Annotated in this window: 17 protein-coding genes; 6 read left to right on the forward strand and 11 right to left on the reverse strand. The window is 41.9% G+C overall.

From position 1 onward, the window contains the following. From AC2SLT_RS02180 to AC2SLT_RS02200, 5 genes are all read right to left on the reverse strand, one after another. On the reverse strand, positions 1 to 1,190 hold a 1,190-nt coding region (locus tag AC2SLT_RS02180; protein WP_486545821.1), incomplete at its 3' end, for a hypothetical protein. Positions 1,191 to 1,397: 207 nt separating this feature from the next. Next, on the reverse strand, positions 1,398 to 3,338 hold the full coding sequence (locus AC2SLT_RS02185) for a transferrin-binding protein-like solute binding protein (RefSeq protein WP_486545822.1): 1,941 nt from the start codon (positions 3,336 to 3,338) through the stop codon (positions 1,398 to 1,400). 179 nt (positions 3,339 to 3,517) lie between these two features. Then, positions 3,518 to 4,918 carry an OmpP1/FadL family transporter gene (locus AC2SLT_RS02190; RefSeq protein ID WP_486545824.1) on the reverse strand — a complete coding sequence of 467 codons (1,401 nt, stop codon included), beginning with the start codon at positions 4,916 to 4,918 and terminating at the stop codon, positions 3,518 to 3,520. 268 nt (positions 4,919 to 5,186) lie between these two features. Beyond that, positions 5,187 to 6,560 (reverse strand): OmpP1/FadL family transporter, encoded by a 1,374-nt coding sequence (locus AC2SLT_RS02195; protein WP_486545826.1) that lies wholly within the window; start codon positions 6,558 to 6,560, stop codon positions 5,187 to 5,189. A gap of 553 nt (positions 6,561 to 7,113) precedes the next feature. Then, positions 7,114 to 7,374, reverse strand: coding sequence for a SlyX family protein (locus AC2SLT_RS02200; RefSeq protein WP_486545828.1), 261 nt, complete (start codon positions 7,372 to 7,374; stop codon positions 7,114 to 7,116). Between the two features lie 323 nt (positions 7,375 to 7,697). Between AC2SLT_RS02200 and AC2SLT_RS02205 the strand changes: the two genes are divergently transcribed. Together AC2SLT_RS02205 and AC2SLT_RS02210 are read left to right on the forward strand one after the other, a co-directional pair. Continuing rightward, positions 7,698 to 9,656, forward strand: a complete 1,959-nt coding sequence (locus tag AC2SLT_RS02205) for an ATP-binding cassette domain-containing protein (RefSeq protein WP_486545830.1) — start codon at positions 7,698 to 7,700, stop codon at positions 9,654 to 9,656. Positions 9,657 to 9,894: 238 nt separating this feature from the next. Then, complete coding sequence (locus AC2SLT_RS02210) at positions 9,895 to 10,881, forward strand: LpxL/LpxP family acyltransferase (RefSeq protein WP_486546317.1); 987 nt, start codon at positions 9,895 to 9,897, stop codon at positions 10,879 to 10,881. 265 nt (positions 10,882 to 11,146) lie between these two features. Here AC2SLT_RS02210 and AC2SLT_RS02215 read toward each other — a convergent pair whose 3' ends face one another. Further along, positions 11,147 to 13,021 (reverse strand): calcium-binding protein, encoded by a 1,875-nt coding sequence (locus tag AC2SLT_RS02215; RefSeq protein ID WP_486545832.1) that lies wholly within the window; start codon positions 13,019 to 13,021, stop codon positions 11,147 to 11,149. 386 nt (positions 13,022 to 13,407) lie between these two features. Here AC2SLT_RS02215 and trpS point away from each other — a divergent pair, with 386 nt between their 5' ends. The 3 genes from trpS to scpB all read left to right on the forward strand — a co-directional run bounded on the left by trpS (position 13,408) and on the right by scpB (position 16,322). After that, positions 13,408 to 14,502 (forward strand): tryptophan--tRNA ligase, encoded by a 1,095-nt coding sequence (trpS, locus tag AC2SLT_RS02220; RefSeq protein WP_486545834.1) that lies wholly within the window; start codon positions 13,408 to 13,410, stop codon positions 14,500 to 14,502. A 74-nt stretch (positions 14,503 to 14,576) separates the two neighbouring features. After that, complete coding sequence (locus tag AC2SLT_RS02225; protein WP_486546319.1) at positions 14,577 to 15,563, forward strand: segregation and condensation protein A; 987 nt, start codon at positions 14,577 to 14,579, stop codon at positions 15,561 to 15,563. Positions 15,564 to 15,731: 168 nt separating this feature from the next. Next, complete coding sequence (gene scpB / locus AC2SLT_RS02230; protein WP_486545836.1) at positions 15,732 to 16,322, forward strand: SMC-Scp complex subunit ScpB; 591 nt, start codon at positions 15,732 to 15,734, stop codon at positions 16,320 to 16,322. An 877-nt stretch (positions 16,323 to 17,199) separates the two neighbouring features. On the opposite strand, the gene purL is transcribed toward scpB, so the two are convergent. Beyond that, positions 17,200 to 21,282, reverse strand: coding sequence for a phosphoribosylformylglycinamidine synthase (purL, locus tag AC2SLT_RS02235; RefSeq protein ID WP_486545838.1), 4,083 nt, complete (start codon positions 21,280 to 21,282; stop codon positions 17,200 to 17,202). A gap of 324 nt (positions 21,283 to 21,606) precedes the next feature. On the opposite strand from purL, the gene AC2SLT_RS02240 reads away from it, so the two are divergent. Further along, positions 21,607 to 22,101: a pyridoxamine 5'-phosphate oxidase family protein gene (locus AC2SLT_RS02240; RefSeq protein WP_486545840.1), complete on the forward strand. Its 495-nt coding sequence runs from the start codon at positions 21,607 to 21,609 to the stop codon at positions 22,099 to 22,101. 276 nt (positions 22,102 to 22,377) lie between these two features. Here the strand turns inward: AC2SLT_RS02240 and pgsA are convergent, their stop codons facing one another. The 4 genes from pgsA to tsaB all read right to left on the reverse strand — a co-directional run bounded on the left by pgsA (position 22,378) and on the right by tsaB (position 26,109). Next, positions 22,378 to 23,055, reverse strand: a complete 678-nt coding sequence (gene pgsA, locus AC2SLT_RS02245) for a CDP-diacylglycerol--glycerol-3-phosphate 3-phosphatidyltransferase (protein WP_486545842.1) — start codon at positions 23,053 to 23,055, stop codon at positions 22,378 to 22,380. A gap of 490 nt (positions 23,056 to 23,545) precedes the next feature. Continuing rightward, positions 23,546 to 24,451: a class I SAM-dependent methyltransferase gene (locus AC2SLT_RS02250; RefSeq protein WP_486545844.1), complete on the reverse strand. Its 906-nt coding sequence runs from the start codon at positions 24,449 to 24,451 to the stop codon at positions 23,546 to 23,548. 19 nt (positions 24,452 to 24,470) lie between these two features. Further along, on the reverse strand, positions 24,471 to 25,322 hold the full coding sequence (locus AC2SLT_RS02255; protein ID WP_486545845.1) for an undecaprenyl-diphosphate phosphatase: 852 nt from the start codon (positions 25,320 to 25,322) through the stop codon (positions 24,471 to 24,473). A gap of 76 nt (positions 25,323 to 25,398) precedes the next feature. After that, entirely contained in the window at positions 25,399 to 26,109 is a 711-nt protein-coding gene (tsaB, locus tag AC2SLT_RS02260; RefSeq protein WP_486545846.1) for a tRNA (adenosine(37)-N6)-threonylcarbamoyltransferase complex dimerization subunit type 1 TsaB, read from the reverse strand. Positions 26,110 to 26,138 lie beyond the last annotated feature (29 nt).

Here is a 26,138-nt window from a genome sequence, read left to right on the forward strand (position 1 = left end):
GTCGCATCACCTGTGTATCCTGCTGTACCTTCTGTTGGTACATTCTCAGCGACGGTGGCGTTACCGATTACCGCTGCTCCGTTTACGGGTAGTGCACTGTCTCCTAAAGCTGCTGAACCATCAATGTGACCAATACGCATGTCATCTTCATAGTCTTTGTATACTGAACTATAAGTTAGTGGTAAGTCTGCTTTGATTGGAGCGGTGATTGATATAAGGGCTTCACCATCGTATTGCTTGAAGCCGTTACTTACTTCGGCATCATTGTCTGATGAGGTGGTAATCTCTACTGCGGGTAGTAGATTGTCTGATGCCACATCTGATCTTGCTTGAACACTGGTGTCATCCGCTGCAAAGTCACGTGTTGTTGTGTTGAAGGTACCAAGTGGCCCTGCGTTAACGTTTAAGGTCTGTACGCCAGATTTGTCTGCTGCTGGAGCGTTCTTGATCGCTGCCGCTTCTGCTGTGTCTGTTGCTGCTTGTAATGCAGCTTGGGTGGCCTCTTCTTCAGCTTGGGCTGCGGCTTCTGCTGCTTCTGCGGCTTGTTGGGCTTGGGTTGCTGAGCTTTGTGCGGCTTCAAGGGCGGCGGCTCTGCGATCTACTTCTGCTTGTAATGCTTCTGTATTGCCACCACCAGCGGCTAAGGCGTCTGCTAATGCTTGCTCAGCTTCTGCTAATGCCGCTTGTGCGTCTGCTAAGTCAGACTTAGCCTTCTCTGCTTCGGCTTGGGCACTCTCAGCTTTTGCTTTTTCAGCAGCGGCTTCAGCTTTTGCAGCAGCGGCTTCAGCTTTGGCTTGCTCAAGTTCAGCACTGTTGTCACCACCTCCTGTATCGCCACCTCCTGTATCGCCACCTCCTGTATCACCACCGCCTGTATCACCACCGCCTGTGTCACCACCGCCTGTGTCACCACCGCCTGTGTCACCACCGCCTGTATCACCACCGCCTGTATCAACGCCGCCTGTATCACCACCGCCTGTGTCACCACCGCCTGTGTCACCACCGCCTGTGTCACCACTATTAGGTATGTCAGTAGTCGGTGCATTATAGGATTTAGTTGTAGAGCCATTCGTTCCACAAGCGGCCAAAATGACAGACGTTAAGAGCACAACACTGGCTTTTAACGGGGTTTTTAATTGATTTGATTTAGATATAGAATTTGATGAAATAATTTTATGATGAGACGACATTTGTCTTCCTCCATGAAGCGTATGAGATAATCCATTATGACAACATTTATAAAAAAAGCTTATCTTAATAATAGGTTTAGATAATTACAAATATTATTATAAAAGTCAACAAGTCAAAAATATTTACTAACATAATAGTTATGGTTCAAATAGTAAAAAGCGCTCTAAAGCGCTTTTTATTTAAAACTTAACGAACTTTGGATAATATTACTGCTTCTCAGCGCCAAAGGTACCTTGGAAGGTTGTACCTGTACCAGGAACTGTACCTTTACCACCTTCTACAGAAGCATCTTGGTATATGCCGCCTAAGAACTGAGCATCCTCACCGTAGAAACCACCAGCAGCATCGATACCGTTCACATTTCCAGCAAATGTATTACCATCAATAGTCGCTTCAATACCAATCTTATTACCGTCAGGCATATATTTGAAGTCACCATCAAAGGCAAGCTCACCAGCTACTGAGTTATTCACGAAGTCAACGTCAAAACTTGAAGTACCATTAACGGGTTCAAATCCTACACCGTCACCTAAATGAATGTTCTCAATATAAGTCGCTTTACCTATGTATTGCGCCTTACCTTCATTTACTTGCTTTAAGTAGTCAATATCTGCTTGATTGGTTAAGTGACCTTGTACATACACGTTGGCAACACGAGATAAGTCACCGACGAAACCTGAATTAATCACGCCATAAACATGACCTAATTGCACTTGAGTATCAAAGCTTTCATAAACCGTCTTATAGTTAAAGTTCGGGTTCAGAGCTTCTTTACCTGCTTCAACAGTGACACTCCCTTCATCCTTCAATGAAACTTCAAGTGGTTTTTGTACACTGGTCGGTTGTACCATATCTCCTCGAACGACACCATTATCGAAACTTTGGAAGTTATCTCCTTGACGATTGTCAACTGGTACTTCAGAACCATTTTCTGTCTTGGTTTCTGTATAGTCTGATTTATCATCACGGATGGCAACATATCCTATAGCATCATCTAGAACTACATTGGCAATTGCAATATTCTTTGCCACACTACTTAATGAGGTAGATTGGAAACCCGTTAATTCAGAATCTGGTGCTACATCAGGATTAACAGGTTCATTTGGATCAGTCGGCTCTGCTGGATCAGTCGGCTCTGCTGGATCAACTGGTTGTACTGGATCAGTTGGCCCATCATTATCTTTTTCTGCGCCATAAGTACCTTGAGCACCATTACCAGCATAAACGCCGCCTATGAAGTTAGCGTCTGCACCATAGAATGAACCTTCAGTATTGTACCCTGCATTATCTGCAGCTGCGCCTGAAAACTCATTATCATTGATATTCGCTTTTAGATTAATGTCTCCAACTGTATCAAATGATAATTTACCATCAACTTGCTTTTGTACGAAGTCTGCGGTGAATACTGAGCTACCAAATTCAATGGCATTGCCAATCCCCATCTTGCGATACGTCGCATCACCTGTGTATCCTGCTGTACCTTCTGTTGGTACATTCTCAGCGACGGTGGCGTTACCGATTACCGCTGCTCCGTTTACGGGTAGTGCACTGTCTCCTAAAGCTGCTGAACCATCAATGTGACCAATACGCATGTCATCTTCATAGTCTTTGTATACTGAACTATAAGTTAGTGGTAAGTCTGCTTTGATTGGAGCGGTGATTGATATAAGGGCTTCACCATCGTATTGCTTGAAGCCGTTACTTACTTCGGCATCATTGTCTGATGAGGTGGTAATCTCTACTGCGGGTAGTAGATTGTCTGATGCCACATCTGATCTTGCTTGAACACTGGTGTCATCCGCTGCAAAGTCACGTGTTGTTGTGTTGAAGGTACCAAGTGGCCCTGCGTTAACGTTTAAGGTCTGTACGCCAGTTTTATTAGGTTCTGGCTCAGGTTCTGGCTCAGGTTCTGGCTCAGGATTCGGTTCAGGGCTCGGTTCAGGGCTCGGTTCAGGACTTGGTGTCGGATTTGAATCCCCAACCGTTTCAGAGTTGCCAAACACATCAGACATATCATATGAAGTAGAGCCGCTAGAGGCACAAGATGCAAGGATAACCGATGTTAAAAGTACAACGCTGGCTTTTAAGGGGGTATTTAATTTTTGAATAGATGAGTTGGTATTGACTGAATTGTCATTAGACAACATTAGACTTCCTCCATGAAAGATGTGAATAATCCATTATTTACGTTAGTATTTTTAAATGATAACTGCCTATACAAAGCTTAAATCATATCAATCTAAACTTTATATTTTCAGATTTAGCTATTAAGAACATTAATTAATGCCCTTAACTTTTGAAAGTTTAAAATCAAATCAATTAGAGATTACAGGCTTTGATATGAGAGCTTAACACCAGCAATAAAACCATCATTATCTTCAAACTTACTCACAACACTACCATTTGGCAACTGCCCTGTAGCATCACCAAACTTAAGATACTTACCGCCAGCTGAAACAGCCCATTCAGGCGTGACATTGTATTTTAAACCGCCGCCAATACTATAATATCCATCAACAGTACCTAAAGAGCTTGCTGGATCTCCAGTACCAGAATCCCATCCGACAACCACAGATCCGGCTAGCTTGTCATTAAAACGTTTTGCTAACCCTATATCAACTCTCCATTGATCATCTTTATATTCTATTAAAGGTAAACCCTCTGCAACTGCCCCTTTCGAATAAGCATTGTAGAGAGGTAAATCAATTCTGAAATCGCTCCAAGGTATCCAACGAACATCCAAAGTACCTAATAACTGATGCTTCGCACTTAGGCCAGTTTGAAAATTAAAGTTAACGGACTCTGGTGTTGTAACCGTCGCTTCAGTAATAGCTTCAGGCCCAATATTAGCGGCAAGAGTAGGTGAAATGGGGTTATCAGGATGTAAGTTATTATACTGACCAACATAAACATTTTTAATAAGGGAATTATCAAGTGCAGGCATTAATTCTGATAGTGACGTCTCATGATCAATTTCTGAGCGATAAGTTAAGTTCGCTTTTAAAGCAATCTCAGGCTTACTATATCCTAAACCTGCAACCCAGCCCCACGCATCATCATTATTAGCATTAGCTTCATATCCGGTTAAGGGACCATAAGCCTGACCACGCAGATTCACTTGTGCTTCTGCTTTTTGTAGGACTGGACCACCAAATACCTGGAGACCACTATCTGTTTTAAACCCAATTAAGCCTGTCCATGACTCAGTATGTAAACGAACCTTTGTATGTGTACTATAATCAGGGTCGTCGGCAGTGGCTGAGTTAAGAATATCAGTCGGTACAACCAGAGGACCACCATTAGGACCACCAGTAGCACTGATTAGACTTGCAGTGCCTGGCTGAGATACAAATTTACTCTGACCCTTGTATTCAGCCTCTGCACCATACGGCTCGTCATAGAAGACACCGACACTTATATTGTCATTAACGTCTGTTTTTAACCCATAACGCATAAAAGTATATGGGTCGTCCGTGACATTCCCCGTAGGGTCACCTTTTTTATAGCCAGCTTTGTCCGAGGTAATACCATAAGGGTTAGCGCCGTTGTCATGGCCTGAAACATCGGTATCTATATAAGCATAGTCAATTTCTGCGTAAGTCCCTGGATTAAAGAAGCCTTTAATATCTTGACCCGAGCGATCAATGCCTGAAGCGTACGATAATGAAGCAATGGGAAGAGTTAGTAGTGCTAAGGTGAGCCTAGAAATAGGGAAATTTTGCGACATGTGGAATCCTCCATGAATATAATTTCTCCCGAAAATCCGTCCTAAAGCAGATTTAATGACGAGAGTATCTGGCAGTCCATTACCAAATGAGTAAATACGTTAAAATATTTATAAATTAAATTACAAATATGTATGATATGTTAATTCTTGTAATAAGCATAAATAAAGTCGCTAGTTATAGCAACTACTGTTTTAAGTTTTTCTTAAATAAATAAAAAAACAGCCAAATGGCTGTTTTTTTAAAAAAAGGGTAATACTTTCTAAAAGACTAATTATCCTGATAAGAAATTTGTAAACCTAGTGCATAACCATCATTATCTTTAAAATCACTGACGATATTATCATTAGGAATTTTACCTTTCGCATCACCAAACATTAAGTATTTTCCACCAGCTGAGATCGCCCAGTTCTTATCGAAATTATACTTAGCACCAAGACCAACACTATAATAACCTTCAATAGGTCCTAAAGAAGTTGCAGGATCACCCGCTCCACTGTCCCATCCAACGGTACCCGAAACCGCTAAATTATCAGCTAAACGCTTGCCAAGTCCTAACTCAACTTGCCATTGATCATCTTTATAATCAACTAAATTTAAACCTTTAGGATAAACGCGCTTGGTTGATTCATTATATAGTGGTGGTGTAATAGCAAAATCGCTCCAAGGTACCCAGCGTACTTTTGCTGTTGCTAGCGTCGTTGGGTTAATGCCGGTTTGGAAATCAAAGTTTACTGATTCTGGGGTTGTAATCTTCATATCAGTGGTTTGATTAGGCTCTTGATTAATTCTGGCTAATAACGGCATAGTTTCAGCGGCTGTGACGTCATGATCAATCTCAGAACGGTACGTTAAAGCGGCTTTTAGAGCAATTTCAGGTTTGCTATATTGTATACCTGCAATCCAGCCGTAATCGGTATCACGGTTTACATTAAGGTTATAACCGTTTGCCGTTTCATAACCCATACCCCGTAATTTAACATCTGCTTTAAGACGTTGTGCAACAGGGCCACCGTAAACTTGAAAGTTTTTATTTTGTCCCAGTTTTACACCTAGTAAACCGGTCAAGCTTTCACTACGGACTTCCACCTTAGTTTCTTGACCAATGGTAGACGCTTCTACTTGGGCAGCGCCTAAAACCGCACCAATTTGAGTGGCTTGATCCATTAATTCTTTTGGTGGCGTTCCTCCATTTTGGAGGATCTGTCCAATTTGGTTTCTAACATTGTTATAAGCAGCTTGACCAGCCGCAACGCTCGGAATTTTACCGCCTGAAATATGTTTGACGGTAGCATCTGCATCACCTTTAGCCACAAAGATATTGTCACCTTCGTAGTCCGCAGAAGCGCCCCATGGCTCGTCATACAATACACCAACACTAAACGTGTCATTAATATCAGTTTTAACGCCATAGCGGAAAAAATCATAGTCTTCAGCAATATCATCAATTTTATTACCGTATTTATCTTTACCCGTTACATCTGCATCGATATAAGTATATACGGTCTCAGCATAAGTACCATCTTGTAAGAAGGCAGATATAGTTTGACCAGAGCGATCAAGACCCGCCGCAGAAGCCGTGCTAGCTATTGACAAAACAGTGATTGTGCTTACAAGGGGTTTAATATTAAACAATGGACGCATTGAGTACTCCAAAAATCCATTTATAGGATGACGTTAAGATTAGGAAAGAAAGGTCAGGGGGTATGACTGAAGCAATAGCGAGATAAAGCTATCATTCACGTTACTAGACTTAAAACGTAAAGTAACCACAAGTAAAACAATTATTAATATAGCTGTTACTTTATTACACCATATGTTCAGTTCGTGACAATACTACTCAATCACTAAATAAAATGCAACACTTTGATAATGCTATAAATGTTTTTTAATTTAAACAACGTTAGTTTATATTTAAATTAAGTTTAGAAAAATACAAAATATTCTAGTCTTAAGTCTTAAAGACCATTTATAAGACGTCAATGATAAACATAACGGATATAATGAATATTAGGATCTAATTGAACGTTTAATATATCTAATATATCAGCATCATAAAAGGTTAGGTCCAGTGATAATAGAACTCGCCCTAAGAGAGGCTGAACAGACGTTCGCCTAAAACCGTATTGATACGTTTTAGATGAAGAGTGTCGATATAGGGTTCATTCATAGGTTTAAAATATTATTAAATAATTATTTAATAATGAGGTGGCACTTCAGACTCAGCGTCGAAAGGCGCGATGCCAGAGTCACTTTGCTTATTTAACTGTAGATACATCAGTTGTAGTTGACGCTGTATATCTCGTATTTGCTTATCTTGTTTGGCGATAACCACGTCTAAACTATCCACCGTGAGCTCTAAATACGCCACATTAGCTTGTAACTCCGTGAGTTGTTCTTGAAGCGATAGCGGGTTAATTACAGTGTTTAATGGTTTTGGCATTAAGGGTTTTGACATTTTTTACTTCTTATATAAGACAGTTATAGTGACCTTCGTGCAGACTAATAACGGTATTAGTCTCTAAAGTATTAAGCTCTAAAATAATACGTTCATACCTTGAAACAGTTTATCAGGCAAATAATTTTAATGGATACGAAATAATGTCAACTCATGAACGGCTAAGTGCATGATATACTGTGCTCAATTTTAACACATAACTTACTCTTAAAATAACTCTCTCAAAGTAATTCTATCGAGTTGCTAGTATCAATGTCATTATGTATTAACTACAGTAATAATGGGGTACTAGCACTCTATATAATAATGGTAATCAGAAGTTTATGGCACTTATTCATTTAAAAAATATACATTTGGCCTTTGGCGTTGCCCCTATTTTAGACGGTATTGACTTAAGCATCGAGGCAGGTGAACGCGTCTGTCTAATCGGTCGTAACGGAGAAGGCAAATCCACTTTATTCAAATTAATTGATGGCAGAATTACCCCCGACAGTGGCGAAGTCATTGTTAATAGTAGCGTCAAAGTGGCTATGCTTGAACAGGATGTCCCTGAAAGTACAGGTCGTATTCTTGACATCGTCATGGGCGGCGACAAAAAAACGGCTGAACTATTGATTGCCTATAATGAACAAGCGGATGCCTGTGCCTCAGGTAATATGAACGCTTGTGAGGCAATGTCTGACCTCCAACATGATATTGACGCTGCTCATGGCTGGGACTTAGAACGAGAAGCGCGACAAATTCTTACGACTATGGGGCTTGATCCAGAAGATGACTTATCCTCCCTATCTGGTGGCCGAAAACGACGCGTTTTGCTGGCGCGATCCTTGGTTACCAAGCCTGATATCCTACTGCTTGATGAGCCGACCAACCACTTAGACGTGGCGAGTATTGAATGGTTAGAACAGTTCTTAAAAGATTGGCAAGGTCTTACCCTGCTCTTTGTAACCCATGATAGGGCTTTTGTTGATAAGTTAGCTACTCGTATCATTGAGTTAGACCGCGGCAAATTAACCAGTTATGACGTTACTCAAGGGGCTGGCGGATATGCACGTTATCAAGAGCTTAAAGAGCAGCAGCTATTAGCGGAAGAAAAAAACAATGCCAATTTTGATAAAAAACTAGCACAAGAAGAGGTTTGGATTCGCCAAGGTATTAAAGCACGTCGTACTCGTAACGAGGGTCGCGTACGTGAACTACAACAGCTCCGTGAAGAGCGCAAAAGACGCCGCGAGCAAGTAGGGAATGTCAATATTACGATGACTAGCGGTGATAAAAGTGGCAAACTGGTGTGTAAAGTCAAAAATTTACACCTTGAGTATGATGGTGATGTGTTGGTAGATAACTTTAGTACGACCATTATTCGTGGTGATAAAATCGGTATAATTGGTCCTAATGGGGCCGGTAAGACCACTTTAATCAAAGCCATTTTGGATGAGTCTGATAATGAAATCATTAAAACTGGCAGTGTCACTATGGGCACCAATCTGAAGATTGCGTTTTTTGACCAACTTCGTGATCAGTTAGACTTAGAAGCCAGTGTCGCTCAAAACGTCTCTGAAGGTTCTGACTTCGTTGATGTTGGCGGTAAAAAGACCCACATCATGAGCTATCTGCAAGATTTCTTATTTGCACCTGAACGAGCCCGTACACCTGTTAAAGCATTGTCTGGGGGTGAACGTAATCGTGTTCTTTTAGCAAAACAGTTATTGAAGCCTGCCAACATACTGGTACTCGATGAGCCAACCAATGACTTAGATATGGCCACACTTGAGCTATTAGAGGAATCAGTTGCCAGCTTTAATGGTACTATATTACTCATTAGCCATGACCGCGCCTTTATGGATAATGTGGTAACGTCAACCTGGGTATTTGATAAAAATGACGCCGGTAAGGGTATCGTCAAAGAATACGTGGGTGGCTATCTAGATTATTTGATCCAAAAGCAGCGTGAAAGTGATATAAAACCAAATAACTCTGAGAAAAGTAATACATCTAAAGCCAGAGATAAGTCAAACACGTCTGTCAACAAGAGTAATGACAACATCACCGACACAACACCTAAACGCAAACTTAGTTATAATGAAAAACGCGAGCTTGATGCTCTGCCTGAGCAAATCGCTCAACTTGAACAAGAACAAGCTGAATTACAACTCAAATTAGCGGATGGTAGTTGGTTTACGACAGACTTTGATGCAGCCACGGCCGCCAGCGAGAGACTTGCTGATATTGATGACGCATTAATGCTCAAGCTTGAACGCTGGGATGAATTGGAAAATTAAGATTTCGTAGCAAGCAGCTGACGCTTAATTGTGATGACTGACTATGACAGACTCTATCAATAACCCTAAATTGTCACCTAAGCAGGAATCTAAAAAGATTCCTGTTCACTCTGCAGTACAGAAGTTTAATCCCGAGTCTGCCTCCCTATCACAGTCCGGCAGATCAACTAGGTCAGCAGTTAACCTCTCTGACAACTCATTAAGCTCAGCTCCTAAGCCCGTAGCTATCCCAGAGGGTATGCCAACTATTAGCGAAAATCATAAACAAACCCATAAGGCTAACAAGCAGCCTTTTAAGTTTACCTTCCTACTGCCACAGTACTGGGGCATATGGTTATTTCTTGCTATGTTAATGCCCTTAATATACTTGCCATTACGTTTCCAATTTTGGATAGGAAGGCAACTGGGTATCTTGGTTTATACAGTTGCTAAGAGTCGTCGCAAGGTGACACTTGTCAATCTAGAGCTTGCCTTTCCAGAAAAAATGTCTGAAGAGCGTGAGCGTATGGCAAAGCAGGTCTTCGTCAATCAAGGGATCGGGCTTTTTGAGACGCTATGTGCGTGGTATCGTCCTGATGTCTTTACGCGTACCGTATCTATATCAGGCTTACACCACTTAATTGACGCAAAAAATGCAGATAAAGCAGTCTTATTATTAGGCGGTCACTATACGATGCTTGATCTTGGTGGTCGACTATTTACCCAGTTTCTACCCATTGACTGTGTGTACCGCCCTCAAAATAATAAGCTACTAGACTGGCTAATCTATAACGGACGTCGTCAAATCTTTGATGAGCAAATTGATCACCATAATATGAAAAAACTTGTTTCTAGAATTAGAGACGGAAAAATAGTTTGGTATTCTCCCGATCAAGATTATGGCCTAAAGCACGGCATCATGGCACCATTTTTTGGCGTACCGGCTGCTACAGTTACCGCCCCTCGACGTCTGGCTCGTCTCGGAAACAAGTCCAACCCTCCCGTTGTGATGGCTCTACACACTTATAGACAAACACCAGATAAGCTTCGCCGTGGCAGACGGCCTCATTATCATCTCACCATTACACCGCCACTAGACAACTACCCTACTGATGATGAACGGGCTGACGCTACTCGAGTGAATGAGGTCTTAGAAAGCTTAATTCGAACAGATCCCACTCAGTGGATGTGGTTTCACAAACGCTATAAACATGGTGAATCTGGACGAACTGACTATTATAAATAAGATGCTAATATAAAAAAGACAGCATCAGTCCGGTTTGCTATACAAGCACCCATCAACTGATCTGTCTTTTTTAGTGTAACTTTTCTTGTTTAGTTTAACCTGTCTTTATGTATAACCTATAAATTTTAAAGTCGCTGCTAATTAATCAGCAGCGACCCTATATAATTATCATAAAACTATTTAATTAATGAGATTAAGGACGTTTAACCATATAGTGTCGTGTTAGATAACACCTGATTAAACCTCTGAATTAAATAAGACTGTCTTAAATAACAACAGCACAACTTAGCACTTCATCAACTAAGCAATTTTCAACTGTTAATACATAGTCATTGCCAAGCGCCACTGAAACATTGTCACCGTTTTGACTGGTTTTAGTGCTTAGCACACTGACATCACTAAATAGGTCTGATGAGAACTGTAGCATGTCTTTATAACCTGCATCATTGTTGAAGTCTTTGATAACATCATTTCCTGATAGGGCATCAAAAACAAATATATCGTTGCCTACGCCACCGATTAACGTATCGTTTCCCGCACCGCCATTAATAATATCATCGCCTTCAGCGCCATAGACACGATCATGACCACCCATCGCCATGATGACATCATCGCCACGTCCTGCATGTAAGATATCGGCCTTGCTAGTACCGGTGACAGTATCGTTACCTTCACGAGCGAAAACAGTTTGACCAGCTAGATCATCATCTCCGATAGTGCCTTCTTCATGATCTAAAAAGCTTTTTTGACCACGTTTAAACCACTTCATAAAGAAACGACTGTCTTGTAAGCCACTGTTAGTGATGTCGTAATTGGAATAATGACTGAATATCTCATTTTGGAAGCTGACAGATTCAACATTATCTGCTTCTACTAAATTTATGCCATCTTTATCGACAAAGAATAAGGTGTCATCGGACATTTTGTACATGTCCCAATCACCACTACGCCCTTCTATTCGTACTTCATCAACGCCAGTATTGCCATCGATATGATCAACACCGATGCCAGCTCTGATAATATCATCACCTTGACCACCATCGATATAATCATAGTTAGTGCCGCCTGCTATTTTATCGCCATACTGAGTGCCTATTAAAAAAGCTGAGGTGCCAAAGTGGCTTGAACTGGTAGGGGCAGCGTCATCTTCAACCCAAATCATTCCACGATTAATAGAACTTAAATCGGATACAATAACCGTGCTGTCTTGTTTGGTATCTTCATAAAATGAAGAATCAATCACACGAGAAATAGCATCTGTGGTGATACCATTAATATGTGCATACCAACCCGTTGCTATGTTTATAAAAGAAAATGGGCTGACATCCCATATCGGAGACGCGTATACGTCATTATAGAGCACAAAGTTGTCAGTAGAGCTACTAAACTCCTTATCAGGATTAACAAGGCCAGGGTCTGCAGCTTGAATGGCAGATAAAAAATCAGGTTCATTACCTGTCACACGATGCGTCACATCATTTTCATAACCGACGTTTAGGACCACATCACCATTGTCATAAATCGTCGGCACGGCATGCGCAATGAAATCAGAATCGGTAAAAAAGCCATCTACGATATTTTCTCGCTCTGCTGCCAACACATTGGTAACAGATGCCCCCAAGCTATAGCCACTAAATACCACATCAGTAGCATCTAACCCATTATCAAGGGCAAAATCACGCACCATTTCTAAAATAGGCTCATACAGCTCAACACCCTCACGCGTATTCAGATTAAAATAATCAAGTATGTCTGCGAGAGCATTCGTGCCCGCTACATTAAAGTTAATACGGACCAGATCACCAGCCTCATCATACTGACCAAAGATTTTGGCTTGAGGTCCTGGTAATGCCGTGCCACTATACAGACTTGGAATCGTAAAATAACCGGCATGATCGACACTGTCCGCACTGACGCCAAAATCAGTTGGCGTTAGCTCTTTCCATCCATCGGGTATGCCAACATTGGTTTCATTGGCAAATAAGTCACCCGTAAGTGTACCGAGTATATTAAGAGCATCAGCACCTGGTATAAAGTTAAAAAAGTTAAGCGAATTGGTATATGCAGCCAGTTTACTGGTGTCTTCTACTAGTTTTGTAGATTCTTGAACGGAGTAGTTTTTATAGTCGAACATGCCCATAACGTGTATCCTTACGTAGTTGAGGGAGTATGATAATTGAGTTGATGAAGGAAGAGGTAATAGCTTGTATGCAATAGCGTTTTATCCTTAAGTACGCCATATCACTCAATTATTATGTAAAAATTTCAAATAATCAACTTAAAAATTTCATTAAGATCAGATTAATATCGAAAGATAAGTTATTTGGAATGGGTTGAAAGATGATAAAAACCTCTTATGCTTGATAATTATTGAACTCTCATTCAGAAAAACAACAAAGATTTGATATACTGTTCCATTACATTTTTAGGCACTTATTTATTCGTTGAAATTCGACTATTAACCTGACTCCCTTACCCCCTTATCCATAACAACTCAAATAAGCTATTTTATAAATCGGGAACATTATGAGCCACACTGATGCCAATCAAACACAAACAACCTCAATAGACAGTCAACCTAAACGTATCTTAACCGGAGTTACCACAACAGGTATTCCGCATTTAGGAAATTATGTCGGTGCTATCCGCCCTGCCATACAGTCCTCACACAATAGCCTGAATGACCAAGACCAGTCTTTCTTCTTCTTAGCAGATTATCATGGCATAATTAAATGCTATGACCCTAAGCAAATTCATGAGTCAACCAAAGCCATTGCCGCAACGTGGCTAGCTTGTGGTCTAGACCCAGAAAAAGTAGTATTTTATCGTCAATCAGATGTCCCTGAAATACCAGAGCTTGCATGGATTTTAAATTGTTCTTGCTCAAAAGGGCTGATGAACCGTGCGCATGCTTATAAAGCGGCGGTTGATGCTAACTTAGAGAAGACCAATGTCGACGCTGACCATAATATTACCATGGGTCTGTTTGGGTATCCGGTATTAATGGCAGCAGATATATTAATGTTTAATGCGACCCATGTGCCGGTTGGACGCGATCAAATCCAACATATCGAAATGGCGCGTGATATTGCCGGCACCTTCAATCATAAGTACAAAGACTTATTTGCCCTGCCCTCTGCAGTTGTTGATGATGATATGCCATTGCTGACAGGTCTTGATGGTCGTAAAATGAGCAAAAGTTATGGTAATACTATTCCTCTATTTGGGGAATACAATCCACAAACAGATCCTGAAAAGCAGCTTCGTAAAGCAGTGATGCAGATTGTCACTAACTCACAAGCCCCAGAGGAACCCAAAGACCCAGATGACTCGGTAATCTTTGAGATTTATAAAGCCTTTGCGACTTCTGGAGAAGTTGCAGACTTACGCACTCAGTTTGAAGCAGGGATTGCATGGGGCGATGCTAAGCAAATCCTATTTGAAAAAATCAATGGCGAAATTGCGCCCTTCCGTGAGCGCTATTTTGAGCTAATGGCTAATCCTAAAGAGCTTGAAGAAATCTTGCAGATGGGCGCAGATAAGGCTCGTCGCCATAGCCGTAAACAGCTTGATAAAACGCGCCGTGCTATTGGCATTAAACCACTGGCTAAGCTAAAGTAAATGTAGGATGATCATTAGCGACTTCACTCACTTAGATTAAGGTAAATACGGACTTGAATACGCTCTCAGGCAACTTGAAGCAGCAGGCAGAACAGATTGATAGTGACTCTGAATCTACTCCTGCAAACGAGCTTAGCATTCGGATTTATACGACGCCGGTGCAATCATTGCCTGAGGACTTATACATTCCGCCTCAGGCATTTGCTATTTGGCTAGACCAGTTTGAAGGGCCCCTTGATTTTCTGCTGTATTTGGTCAAAAAAAATAACTTTGACATCACCGATACTGCAATCTTGCCCATTACTGAGCAATATCTGGCATATATTGAAGAGCTTGATGCTGATCACTTTGAGTTGGCAGGCGATTATTTATTGATGGCGTCCACTTTGATCGCAATTAAAACAGAACTCTTGTTGCCCCTACCTGAAAAGATAGAGGATGAGCGTGACCCGAAAGCCGAGCTGATCTCTCGTCTTGAGGACTATGCACAAATTAAGGAAGCTGCGCGACGTTTAGATAACTTGATACGTTTGGAACGAGATGTCTTTTTGGCGATGGCAAGCTTGCCTGACCCTGAGATTATGGCGGCGGAGCTACCCAGCTATCCGGCAACGATGCTGGTTGAAAGCCTCCTTAAAATGCAACTAAAACCTGATTACCAGATGCACAATATAAAAATTGACCCTATCCCATTATCAGATCGTATCGCCAGTATTAGCAGGCAATTAAGTGAGCGTGGTGAAGGCAAATTTATTGAGTTGCTTGACTCTAGCCAAGGTCGACTGGGTGTGGTGGTTAGTTTTGTGGCGGTATTAGAATTAATGAAACGACATATTATTGATGTTGTTGATAGTCCATCATCTAATGGGCTACAACAGATGGAGCATTTATCAGACCAGAAACCTTCAAATCAGCAATCTTCAGACCAGCAACAAGGCATCCCTTCTAATAATAATGATGCGGAGAAAGACAGTACTACCTTACACTCACTTTCTGATATGATTGACAGCACTGAACCGGCTTATACCTTATCAAGTTTAACTCTAAAATGGGTGGCTTAAGACCGTCGCATTTGATATTTATGAACGTTTCAAATATTGGCGTTTCCTATATTTGTATCTCAAGCATTAGGCAATTAAAGACATCAACCTTCATTGCCTTAAAACAAATGCCACAACTCAACTCTCCCTTTATTGATATTTACTTCTACTATGTCTAACGATACATCTATGTCAAATTTACCAGATCAGACAAGCCCTCAGGCTCCGACAGATTTAACCACTTTCAATCGTTATGACCAATTAAGTCGTCGAATCGAGGTATTGTTACACGCCTCAGAAACCCCATTGACCGCCGCTCAACTAAAAAAATATTTATCTCTCTCGAAGCAAGAGCTTGATACAGCACTGGTGGTGCTACAACAACGCCTGACCACAGGGGTGTTGAGTGTCACTGAATCTGCCAGTGGCTATCGGCTCCAGATTCGCAATGAATACAGCGCCTTGATTCAGGAAGTCTTCCCGCAGCGATTAGAGAACCTGAGCCAAGCCTTACTTGAGACCCTCAGTGTCATAGCTTACAAACAGCCTGTTACCCGCAGCGATATTGAGCAAGTGCGCGGCGTAACGGTCTCGAGCAATATATTAAGACAGCTATTTGATAAAGGCTGGATAATGGAAAAAGGCCACCGCGACACGCTAGGTCGCCCTGCTCTCTTACATACCACGCCTGAGTTTTTGGATGCGTTTGGTCTTGAAAAGTTAGAGGATTTACCGCCTTTACCGGATATGAATTTAATCAAAGAGAACGTAGACAGCTAAGTCTCTAGATTAACAAAATAGCTATAGTCAACACTGAATTTTACTCAGCAATAGTAGTAGCGTGTGGTGAAGCGAAGTGTAACCCAATGATTTTTAGAGGTCTCTTATAACTCAGATTTAAATATATAAAACGGAACATAATAAAGTAGCACTTCCTGCCAACCGCTTGTATCTGCCTAGCCAATGGCGTGCAGACTATCATGTCTTGAGTCATTGCTGTTACCTCGACACTGCCTCAAGCCACAGTCTGCATCGCCATTGACGTCGTCAGGATACCGCTCATGTCAGGGCTAGCGGTAACATCGAGTTCTTACAGATAGTTATCGTGGACAAAACTCGTAAGATGTTTTGTAGGGTGGCGTTAGCGAAGCGTAACCCACCATATATAGATCATAATTATTATTTTTACGGCAAGTAAAAGCTGGGTTACGTTTTTTTCTCTACCCACGCTACTTCATAACACGACTCCCTGTTTTCAAAAGAAGCAAAGATGAATGTTTAAGGCTTTGAGAGATTCCCAAACAAGGTTTTTTAGCCCCGATTGTAGCGGATATCCTTGGTGAAGCACTGTGATGCGTGCGCTTGGTAAGTGGCGTTATCGTGGCAGCAGGAACGACACTTAGCATTAGCGCACGCCACAGTGCGAGCCAAGATAGCAGCGAAAGCGGGTAATAGCTCCGACATTATCTAATATACGCTATAAAAGACCATTCATTATGCAAACTAAAAGGTGAGCCAGTTAACTGACTCACCTTTTTATTAACTTCTTTATTGACTTCTTTATTAACTTCAAATCTAGCGCTATTGATAGATATCTGATAGGTTAAGCTTAGCTAACCCCACCTTACATAAAAAGCCAAACCAACTTTAAACACTCTTAGCGCAGCCATGCTCGTGCGTTACGGAACATACGCATCCAAGCACCATCTTCAGACCATTCATCAGGCTTCCAACTATGGTTAATCGCGCGTAGATTACGCTCAGGATGCGGCATCATCAAAGTCACACGACCATCAGTGCTACAGATACCAGTTACGCCGCCAATCGAACCGTTCGGGTTCAATGGATACGTCTCAGTTGGGTTGCCACGACTGTCCACATACCGCATGGCGATTTGTCCATGGTGAGCCATCCCATCAATATCAGTTTGGGTAAGGGTGGCAAAACCTTCACCGTGGGCGACCGCAATCGGTAAGATGCTGTCCTGCATACCTTTGAAGAACAATGATTTATTCCGCTCAATTTTGACATTGACGGTACGGGCTTCAAATCGGGCTGATTTATTGTAAGTAAAGCGGGGGAAGTTCTCTGCGCCTGGGATTAAGTCTTTTAGCTGCGCTATCATTTGACATCCGTTACACACCCCTAAGCTAAAGGTATCCGGACGGGTAAAAAAGCGCACAAACTGCATGCGTAACTCGTCATGGAATAAGATAGAGTTTGCCCAGCCAGAGCCCGCCCCCAAGACGTCACCATAACTAAAGCCACCACAGGCGACCAATCCATTAAAGTCGCGTAGGTCAATGCGACCTGCCAGCAAGTCACTCATGTGGACATCGACAGCATCGAAACCTGCGCGCACAAATCCTGCTGCCATCTCTAACTGACCATTGACACCTTGCTCACGCAAGATAGCCACTTTTGGTTTATTTGGACGACTGTTTAGATAAGGCGCTTCAACTTTTTGATTTAAGTCGTAATTTGCTTGAGCAATCAAACCGTGATGCTTGGTGTCGGCAATTAAGTCAAACTCTTGCTGAACACAGTCAGGATTGTCACGACGTTTGGCAATGTGATAGCTCACTTGTGACCAGGTTTGCTGTAAATCACTGCGATTGAAGACTAAAGCATCCTCACCTTGATGAAGCGGGGTAATAATGGTGAGCTGGTCTTGATTGCTTCCGCCTAATGGGGTTTCAAACGTTTGGCCGATGAGACTCATCATATCACTAACGCCATGCTCATCAGCCAGCGCCATCACCGCTTCAAGATGCTCAGGTAACACTTGAATCACAGCGCCTAGCTCCTCGCTAAATAACTGACCTAGCAGATTGTCATTGGTAAGGTTTAGATTGATCGCTAAGCGATTGGTAAACTGCATTTCAGCCACAGTCGCTAATAAACCACCATCCCCGATATCATGATATGCACTGATAACGCCATTTTCATTACCAGCTTGGATGAAGTTAAAGAAGTTAATGAGATCTTGTGGATCAGCGAGATCGGGACACTCATTACCCAGTTGACTTTGGGTTTGTGCCAAGATAGAGCCGCCTAAGCGCAGTTTGCCCTTTGATAAGTCTAAGCGGTAAAGCGCGGCATCTGTATTTTTAAGCTCAGGTGTCAGGGTTTTATTCACATCTTGCACAGGGGCAAAGGCAGTAATTACCAGACTCATGGGGCTAACGACCGATTTATCCTGTTCATCCTCCGTCCAGTTAGCACGCATAGACAGTGAATCTTTACCCACTGGAATGGCAATACCTAATGCAGGGCACAGCTCTTCGCCGATCGCATAGACAGCATCGTATAAGGCAGCATCCTCAGTATCTTCGCCACAGGCGGCCATCCAGTTTGCGGATAAGGTAATGTCAGAAATCTTGTTAATACGCGCGCCTGCGATATTGGTAATGGCTTCGCTCACCGCTAGCCGTGCTGACGCAGCTGGATTAATTAACGCAACAGGTGGACGCTCCCCGACACTCATCGCCTCACCGGTGTTTGACAACAAGCCTGAGCTGGTCACGGCACAGTCAGCCACGGGTACTTGATAACGACCCACATACTGATCTTGAGTGACCATACCGGTAATAGATCGGTCACCGATACTGATTAAGAAAGATTTACTCGCCACGGTCGGATGACGCAATACATCATGCACCGCTTGCTTTAGATCAAAGCCTTGATGCTGCTCTGCTCCTTCATCTTGATTGCTTACTTGATTGCTTAAAGGCAGATCTGCTAAATCTAATGGTGCAAGCTCTCTGCTTTCACGCTCAAATGAACGCTTCATTTGCGGTGTACCGCCAAGCAACACTTGCATTGGCATATCGACTGGCTGCTCCTCTAGCAACTCATCGTCTACCTGTAAGTGACGTACTTTAGTCGCCGTACCCAAGATGGCATACGGACAACGCTCACGTTGACAGATTGCATCAAATAAGGCTTTACTCTCTGGACGTATCGCCAATACATAACGCTCTTGCGCCTCATTTGACCATATTGCCATCGGTGACATGCCCGCCTCTAAAGACGGAATATGACGCAGATTTAATATCGCGCCCATTTCATGGTCATTGACCAACTCAGGCATGGCGTTAGATAACCCGCCTGCCCCAACGTCGTGAATTGAGACAATCGGATTGCCATCTTTACTGGCCTGACTGGCATCTGCGTCATCACCCGCGAGAGCCCAACAGCGGTCAATCACTTCTTGGCAACGACGTTCCATCTCCGCATTATCACGCTGTACTGAGGCAAAGTCTAATCCTTCATCAAGCTCACCACTGTCTACGGATGACGCCGCACCACCCCCGAGACCGATTTGCATCGCTGGACCACCCAGTACGATCAGTAAATCGCCCTCGATAATGCTATTTTTTTCTACCAAGTTACGCTTAATATTACCGTAACCACCAGCGATCATGATTGGCTTATGGTAGCCACGCATTTGACTACCATCTTGCTCTTTACTGGTATCTAACTGGAACGAGCGGAAATAACCACATAGATTCGGACGCCCAAACTCATTCGAGAAGTTCGCTGAACCTAACGGGGCTTCAGTCATAATCTCTAAGCTTGACGCCATGCGATCAGGCTTGCCGTAGTCTTTACTACTCACTCTACCTGACTGCTCCCATTTCTCTGGCAAATCAGGTAAGTGTAAATGCGAGACATTAAAACCGGTTAAACCAGCTTTAGGTTTGCCACCACGCCCGGTCGCCCCTTCATCACGGATTTCCCCACCAGCACCCGTTGAGGCACCGGCGTAAGGGGCAATAGCGGTTGGGTGGTTATGGGTTTCAACTTTCATCAAGATATCAATAGATTCATCATGAAAGTCATATCGGTGCATCTCGCTTGATAAAATGTCTTCATCCAGTGCGCCACCAAGCTGAACCGTCGGTAGTGGATAAAAGCGCTCTGCTTTAAAGCCTTCCATAACCGCAGCATTGTCTTTGTAGGCGGATAAGATACCTTGCGGATTATTCTCGTGGGTGTTACGAATCATTTTGAACAATGATTTTGGCTTCACCTCATTGTCCACTGTCCACTCAGAGTTGAATATTTTATGACGGCAATGCTCTGAGTTGGCCTGAGCAAACATCATCAGTTCAACATCGGTTGGATTGCGCTTAAGCGCCTCGCCATATGCGTTCATTAAATAATTAATGTCTTCTGTCGACAGCGCAAACCCGAATTTTTGATTGGCATGCTCTAAGGCGCTACGACCTTCATTCATGATATCTACATGGTTTAGAGGCGCTGGGCTATGATCATCGAATAACGCCTCAAGTTTGCTCATGTCATACACTAAGCTTTGGGTCATACGATCATGCAAGATCTGCTCAGCATCCTGCGGTAGTTTAGAAGGCAGATTGTCACCCATTAAGGTAAAGACCACGACTCGCTCAACACGTTCAACATCGAGTTCACAGTTATTAAAAATGTCAGTGGCTTTACTAGACCAAGGTGAGATAGTGCCAAACCGTGGGCTGACAATCACTTGTATTTGGTCAGATTGCACCTCAATAGGTGCCACTTCTTCCCCTTGATTTAATAGGTCCAACGCCTTTTTACGCTCAGCCTCATTAAGCTCTCGTGATAGGACGTATACTTGCTGAGTCTCTATTTGTCTCACTGCGCCTGTCTTACTTAGCGACGTTTGGCTATTTAACTGCTCAATCAGTTGATTGGTTTTAAACTCGGTTAAAAAACGGTGTCCAGCGAGGGTCATCATAAGGCAATTTCCGAAGTATCAAAGTTTGAAGTAGAAACAATTAGTAGAAACAATATATTAAAAAAGAGTATTAAACGTTAATCAGGCTAGTCTTTGAAATAGTCTAGCGTCGTCTTAATTAGGCGTTATTATAGCAAGAAGTCTGCTCAAACGTTGCCTACTTAACTGAATTCATTCAAAGATTATTTACTTAAAGCTAGTCAAAATTACAAAGACTCACAAGGCATTACTTACTTTATCTACTTTCTATAATGGAGGTTATTTAAGATTCCATTTGTTCAATTAAAATTTTTCGAATTTTTAAACTAACCTTAGGAAATTGTAATGAGTAATCAAGCCCAAATCGACAAAATCGCTGACGCTATTAATCAAGTGACTTATGCGATGGTAACCAGTGTTACCAATGAAGGTCATTTACACTCTTGCCCAATGACCACGGCTGAATTTGGCCTAGGGGCACGTGAAATTTGGTTCGTTGGTAGTAAAGGTTCAGATCTTGTTGAAGATATTAAAAGTAATCCTCAGATCAACTTAGCTTACTCAAGTCCTGACGAAAAAAAGTATGTCTCAATCAATGGTAAAGCTGAATTGGTAGAGGATAAAGACAAGCTCGATGAATTGTGGTCACCCGTTATGGCCTCATTTTATGAGCATGGCAAAGAAGATGACGATATCCAGCTGATTAAAGTCGTACCAAATGGTGCAGAATATTGGTTTAGTGGAAATGGCATCATCAATATATTTAAAATGGCTGCAGCAGCCGTTCAAGATGGAAAAACAGCAGAAGACATGGGTGAAAACTTCTCTATTGAGTTTTAATCAATTGAAGCCTTAATCAGTTGAGTCTTAGGCTCTATTTTTAGCACTATTATTCAAATACTCTTTAAATCTAAAACGCCTCAATGATAAATTGAGGCGTTTTTTAATTAGAACGTTTTTGAAAACATATCTTTCGCGACAAACAAGACAAACAATAGGTTTAGTGAGCTTGACCGATTCTAAACCTATGCCTAAACATTGCCTATAATGGTTAGGTAATTTTATACAGAAGCTATAACCTCTTAAAATAATTCAAGTTTAGCTCTATTTAAAATCCTATCCCTGTTTTAAATAAGGCCAGGCTGCTTTCATATATATCATCATAGACCATAGCGTTAATATGACCGCTGCCATCATTAATATATAACCTATTATCTCAAGAGACTCAATATTTAATAACAGTACCGTAATAGCAACCATCTGAAACGTCGTCTTTAGCTTACCTACATAAGACACCGCCACACTGGTACGTGCGCCTAATTCTGCCATCCATTCACGTAGAGCCGACACCGCAATTTCCCTTGAAATAATAACGATCGCTGCAATAGACATAATGATATTTGGATGCCACTGAACCAGTACGATTAAGGCCGCAGCTACCATCAGCTTATCTGCCACTGGATCCAAAAATCGACCAAAGGCAGAGACTATATTCATTTTACGCGCCAAATAACCGTCTAACCAGTCAGTTAGTGCCGCCAATACAAACAATAATGTCAATAATAAGTGGCGCAGCATACTGTCACTAAAGGCTTCCATGTTCATACCGATATTTGCAATTGCATTATCAGATATCATCGGCACGCCAATACCTAACGCTGGCGGCCAATATGCAATAGCCACAAATAACGGTATCATCATAATACGAGCGATGGTTAAATTATTTGGCAAATTAAAGATGCTTTGCACGGCTGTTGGGTGTGCATGGTTTGACTGGGGTGAGGATTGAGTCATAATTAATGTTGTACATCATTTATTTTAAGTTAGCTTAGCATTTAAACCTAAATTTAGTAAGTCTTTAAATTTAGAAAGTTTTTAAATAAATCAAGTAGGTTCTTGACGAAATTAAGTAATGCCTTAACATTCAACTATAATGCAGTAACTTAGATTATATTAGGGTCTGTTGAACATTCAAATATTAGGACTGCTGATAGCTAAAATTGTTACAAACTAGGCGTAAACCGACGATAATGTCTAGACCTTAGCTAGGTTTATAACAACGTTTGGGACAATTTTAGCATCAGCCCTGCGGGGCGGGGCTATTTTTTGTCAATATATTGCGAAATTTTCTAACTTAGAATGACTAAGCGTCAAAAATTTCCCTGTATATTGCCTAAAAAACAGCCTCCGCCAGTTCCACATTTGAATGTTCAACAGACCCAAATAAAAAGGGTGAATAACGAGAGCTGATTATTGACTATTAGATACAAACTATAGATAACAGCTAACCTAAATACCCATCAAAACGAACCACATCGTTTTGCCAACTAGCATCTGCCTCTTTATTGGCAAATACGGGAGCAGTGACTGGTCTTTTAACAATCACCCTGCCGCCCGGTTTTATACAACTTAATGCAAGTTCTAATAACTGTCGTTCTTCTATCAGCTTTGGCGGTAGAGCGATATGATGCAACGCTTGCATATGTTTGCCTACTTTAGCGCCTTTATGCGTGCTGCTATGCTCATAACTATTTTCAGGAAACATTGGATCAAGATAAATCACATCAAACAAGATATCATCTTGTTTATTGACTTCAAGACTCGTTGTCGTGGATTTTGATTGTATCTGCTTTGATAGCTCTGTCATGTATCCTAGTGCTTCTTCACAGCGTATTTGCAATCTGGCCATTAGTTTTTGCCAGTTTTTTTGCTTAGCCATTTGTTGCTGCTCATAGCTTAACAACAGCGCCATACATGGATTTCGCTCTAATAAGAGACACTGCGCCCCTGTACTGGCTAAAATTAGACTATCATGTCCAAAGCCGGCTGTCGCATCAAGCACTCGGCTATCGTCTGTTATTTTGCACGCTTGTAATAGCAATTCAGACTTTCGTCCTGCACTCACCACTCGGCGTTGCAAATGTTTCCACTCGGGCGACACACTTATTTGATTAATGAGCAAAGACAGTTGCTGCTTATCATCAATAATAAGTAGGGGCTGATCAAAAGTTGCACTTAATTGCTTGCGTATTTTTTGAGTAAGCTTCTGCTCAATTTCAGTGAAATCTAATTCAATGGGTAAATCAAATGCTTTAATCAGGCTATCAATCTCATTGAGGGTATCACCTGCAACAGTTGTATGATAAATCAGCGGCACTTTTAAGACTGTTTTATCCCTCTTTATAACCATTGTATTTAAAAACCTATATTTAACCCTGAATCGTGTAATTAAACATCCATGAGACGACTAATACCAAAATACCTGTGATAATGCGTAGCCATGCAAAGAGTGTAAAATCGCGGCGGCTGACCCAATCTACCAACCAACGAATACACAATAATGCCATAATAAAGGATACCGCAACGCCCACACCCAAGACGACCCAGTCTTCATTACTGGACAAAACGTCTTTATGCTTGAGCATATCAAGCAAGCCTGCACCGATAATAACAGGAATACCTAAGAAGAATGAAAACTCAGCGGCTGCTTTGCGCGATACCCCAAGCCACAGGGCGCCAATAATAGTTGACCCTGAGCGTGATGTCCCCGGAATAAGTGCCAAACATTGAAACAGCCCAATAAGTAAGGCTGTCTTTAAACTAACATCTTCTGCCTCTTCCGCTTTGACAGGGATTGGTTTACGCTCCACATAAAATATAAGCAAACCCCCGATAATTAGCATTGTCGCAACGGTGTAAGGGTTAAATAAATACTGCTTAATTTGATCCGCCATCGTAAAGCCGACGATCATGACTGGGATAGTCGCAACAATAAGACTGAGACCCAATTGACGAGGGTTCTTTAATGCATTTGGTCCCTCAGACTTGCCCGTTATCAGACCCATTAAGGCTTGCCATAATCGCCCCCAATACTCATAAATCACCGCTAATATGGCGCCTAATTGAATAACGACGATAAATAAATCCGCTTTATCTTTCGTCCAAAAGCTCATAATGTCAGCTGATAGTATCAAATAGCCAGTACTGGATATGGGTAAAAACTCAGTAATACCCTCGACAATACCCATGATGATGGCTTTCAGAATTAATAATAGATCCAAAATAAGTGCTCACTGTAAATAATAGGTCATTGAACTTAAAAACAATTTTGTCGGCGTTTAAAACTGCCAACCACCTTTACGATACCTTATTGGCTTGAGCGTCACCTTGCTGTTTAAGGGTTTTCCAAGCATCATTACGTAAGTACACCGGTAGCGCTTCACTAGCAGGGACACCCCCCGCTTGTATATACTGGACAATACCTAATTTAGCAATACTCACTGCATCTGGATGAATATCAGTGAATAACGTTTGTTCAGGCTGAGTCGTTAAAAGCGCTGCACCATTGCCAGCGATTGACAATTGCTTCGGTGTCGACTGTTCATAATCCAATAGATACTCTTCCGTGCCTTTTACTTGAGTCATTACTTTAGCCATATCCTGGGATGCTTCCTGACTGAGTTGATACTCACCGAAATAGACCTGTTTCATCCTAGCATCTAACGCAGTATAAACGTGCTCAATACCGTGCTTGTCATAAGCAGATTGTGCAATAGCCGCTAAACTTGAGACGCCAACACAGGGCAAGTTGTGAGCCACTGACAGTGCTTGAATAACAGCTGTATTGATCCTAATACCACTAAAAGGCCCTGGACCACGGTTAAAAATAAGCGCCGTTAAGTCATTTAGTTTAACGCCAGCTTGTTGCAAAGCCATGTCAATCATGGGAAGTATTTGCTGAGTTTGCTCGCGCTTCCCAGTTTGAGTATGGCAACTTAATACCTGAAAATCCTCACGGACGATGGCCACAGAACACTGGTCAAAAACGGTATCAACTGCCAAAAACATAACTACCTCATCATAAACTGGGTAAAAAA

This window comes from Psychrobacter sp. CX18, from assembly GCF_057396215.1.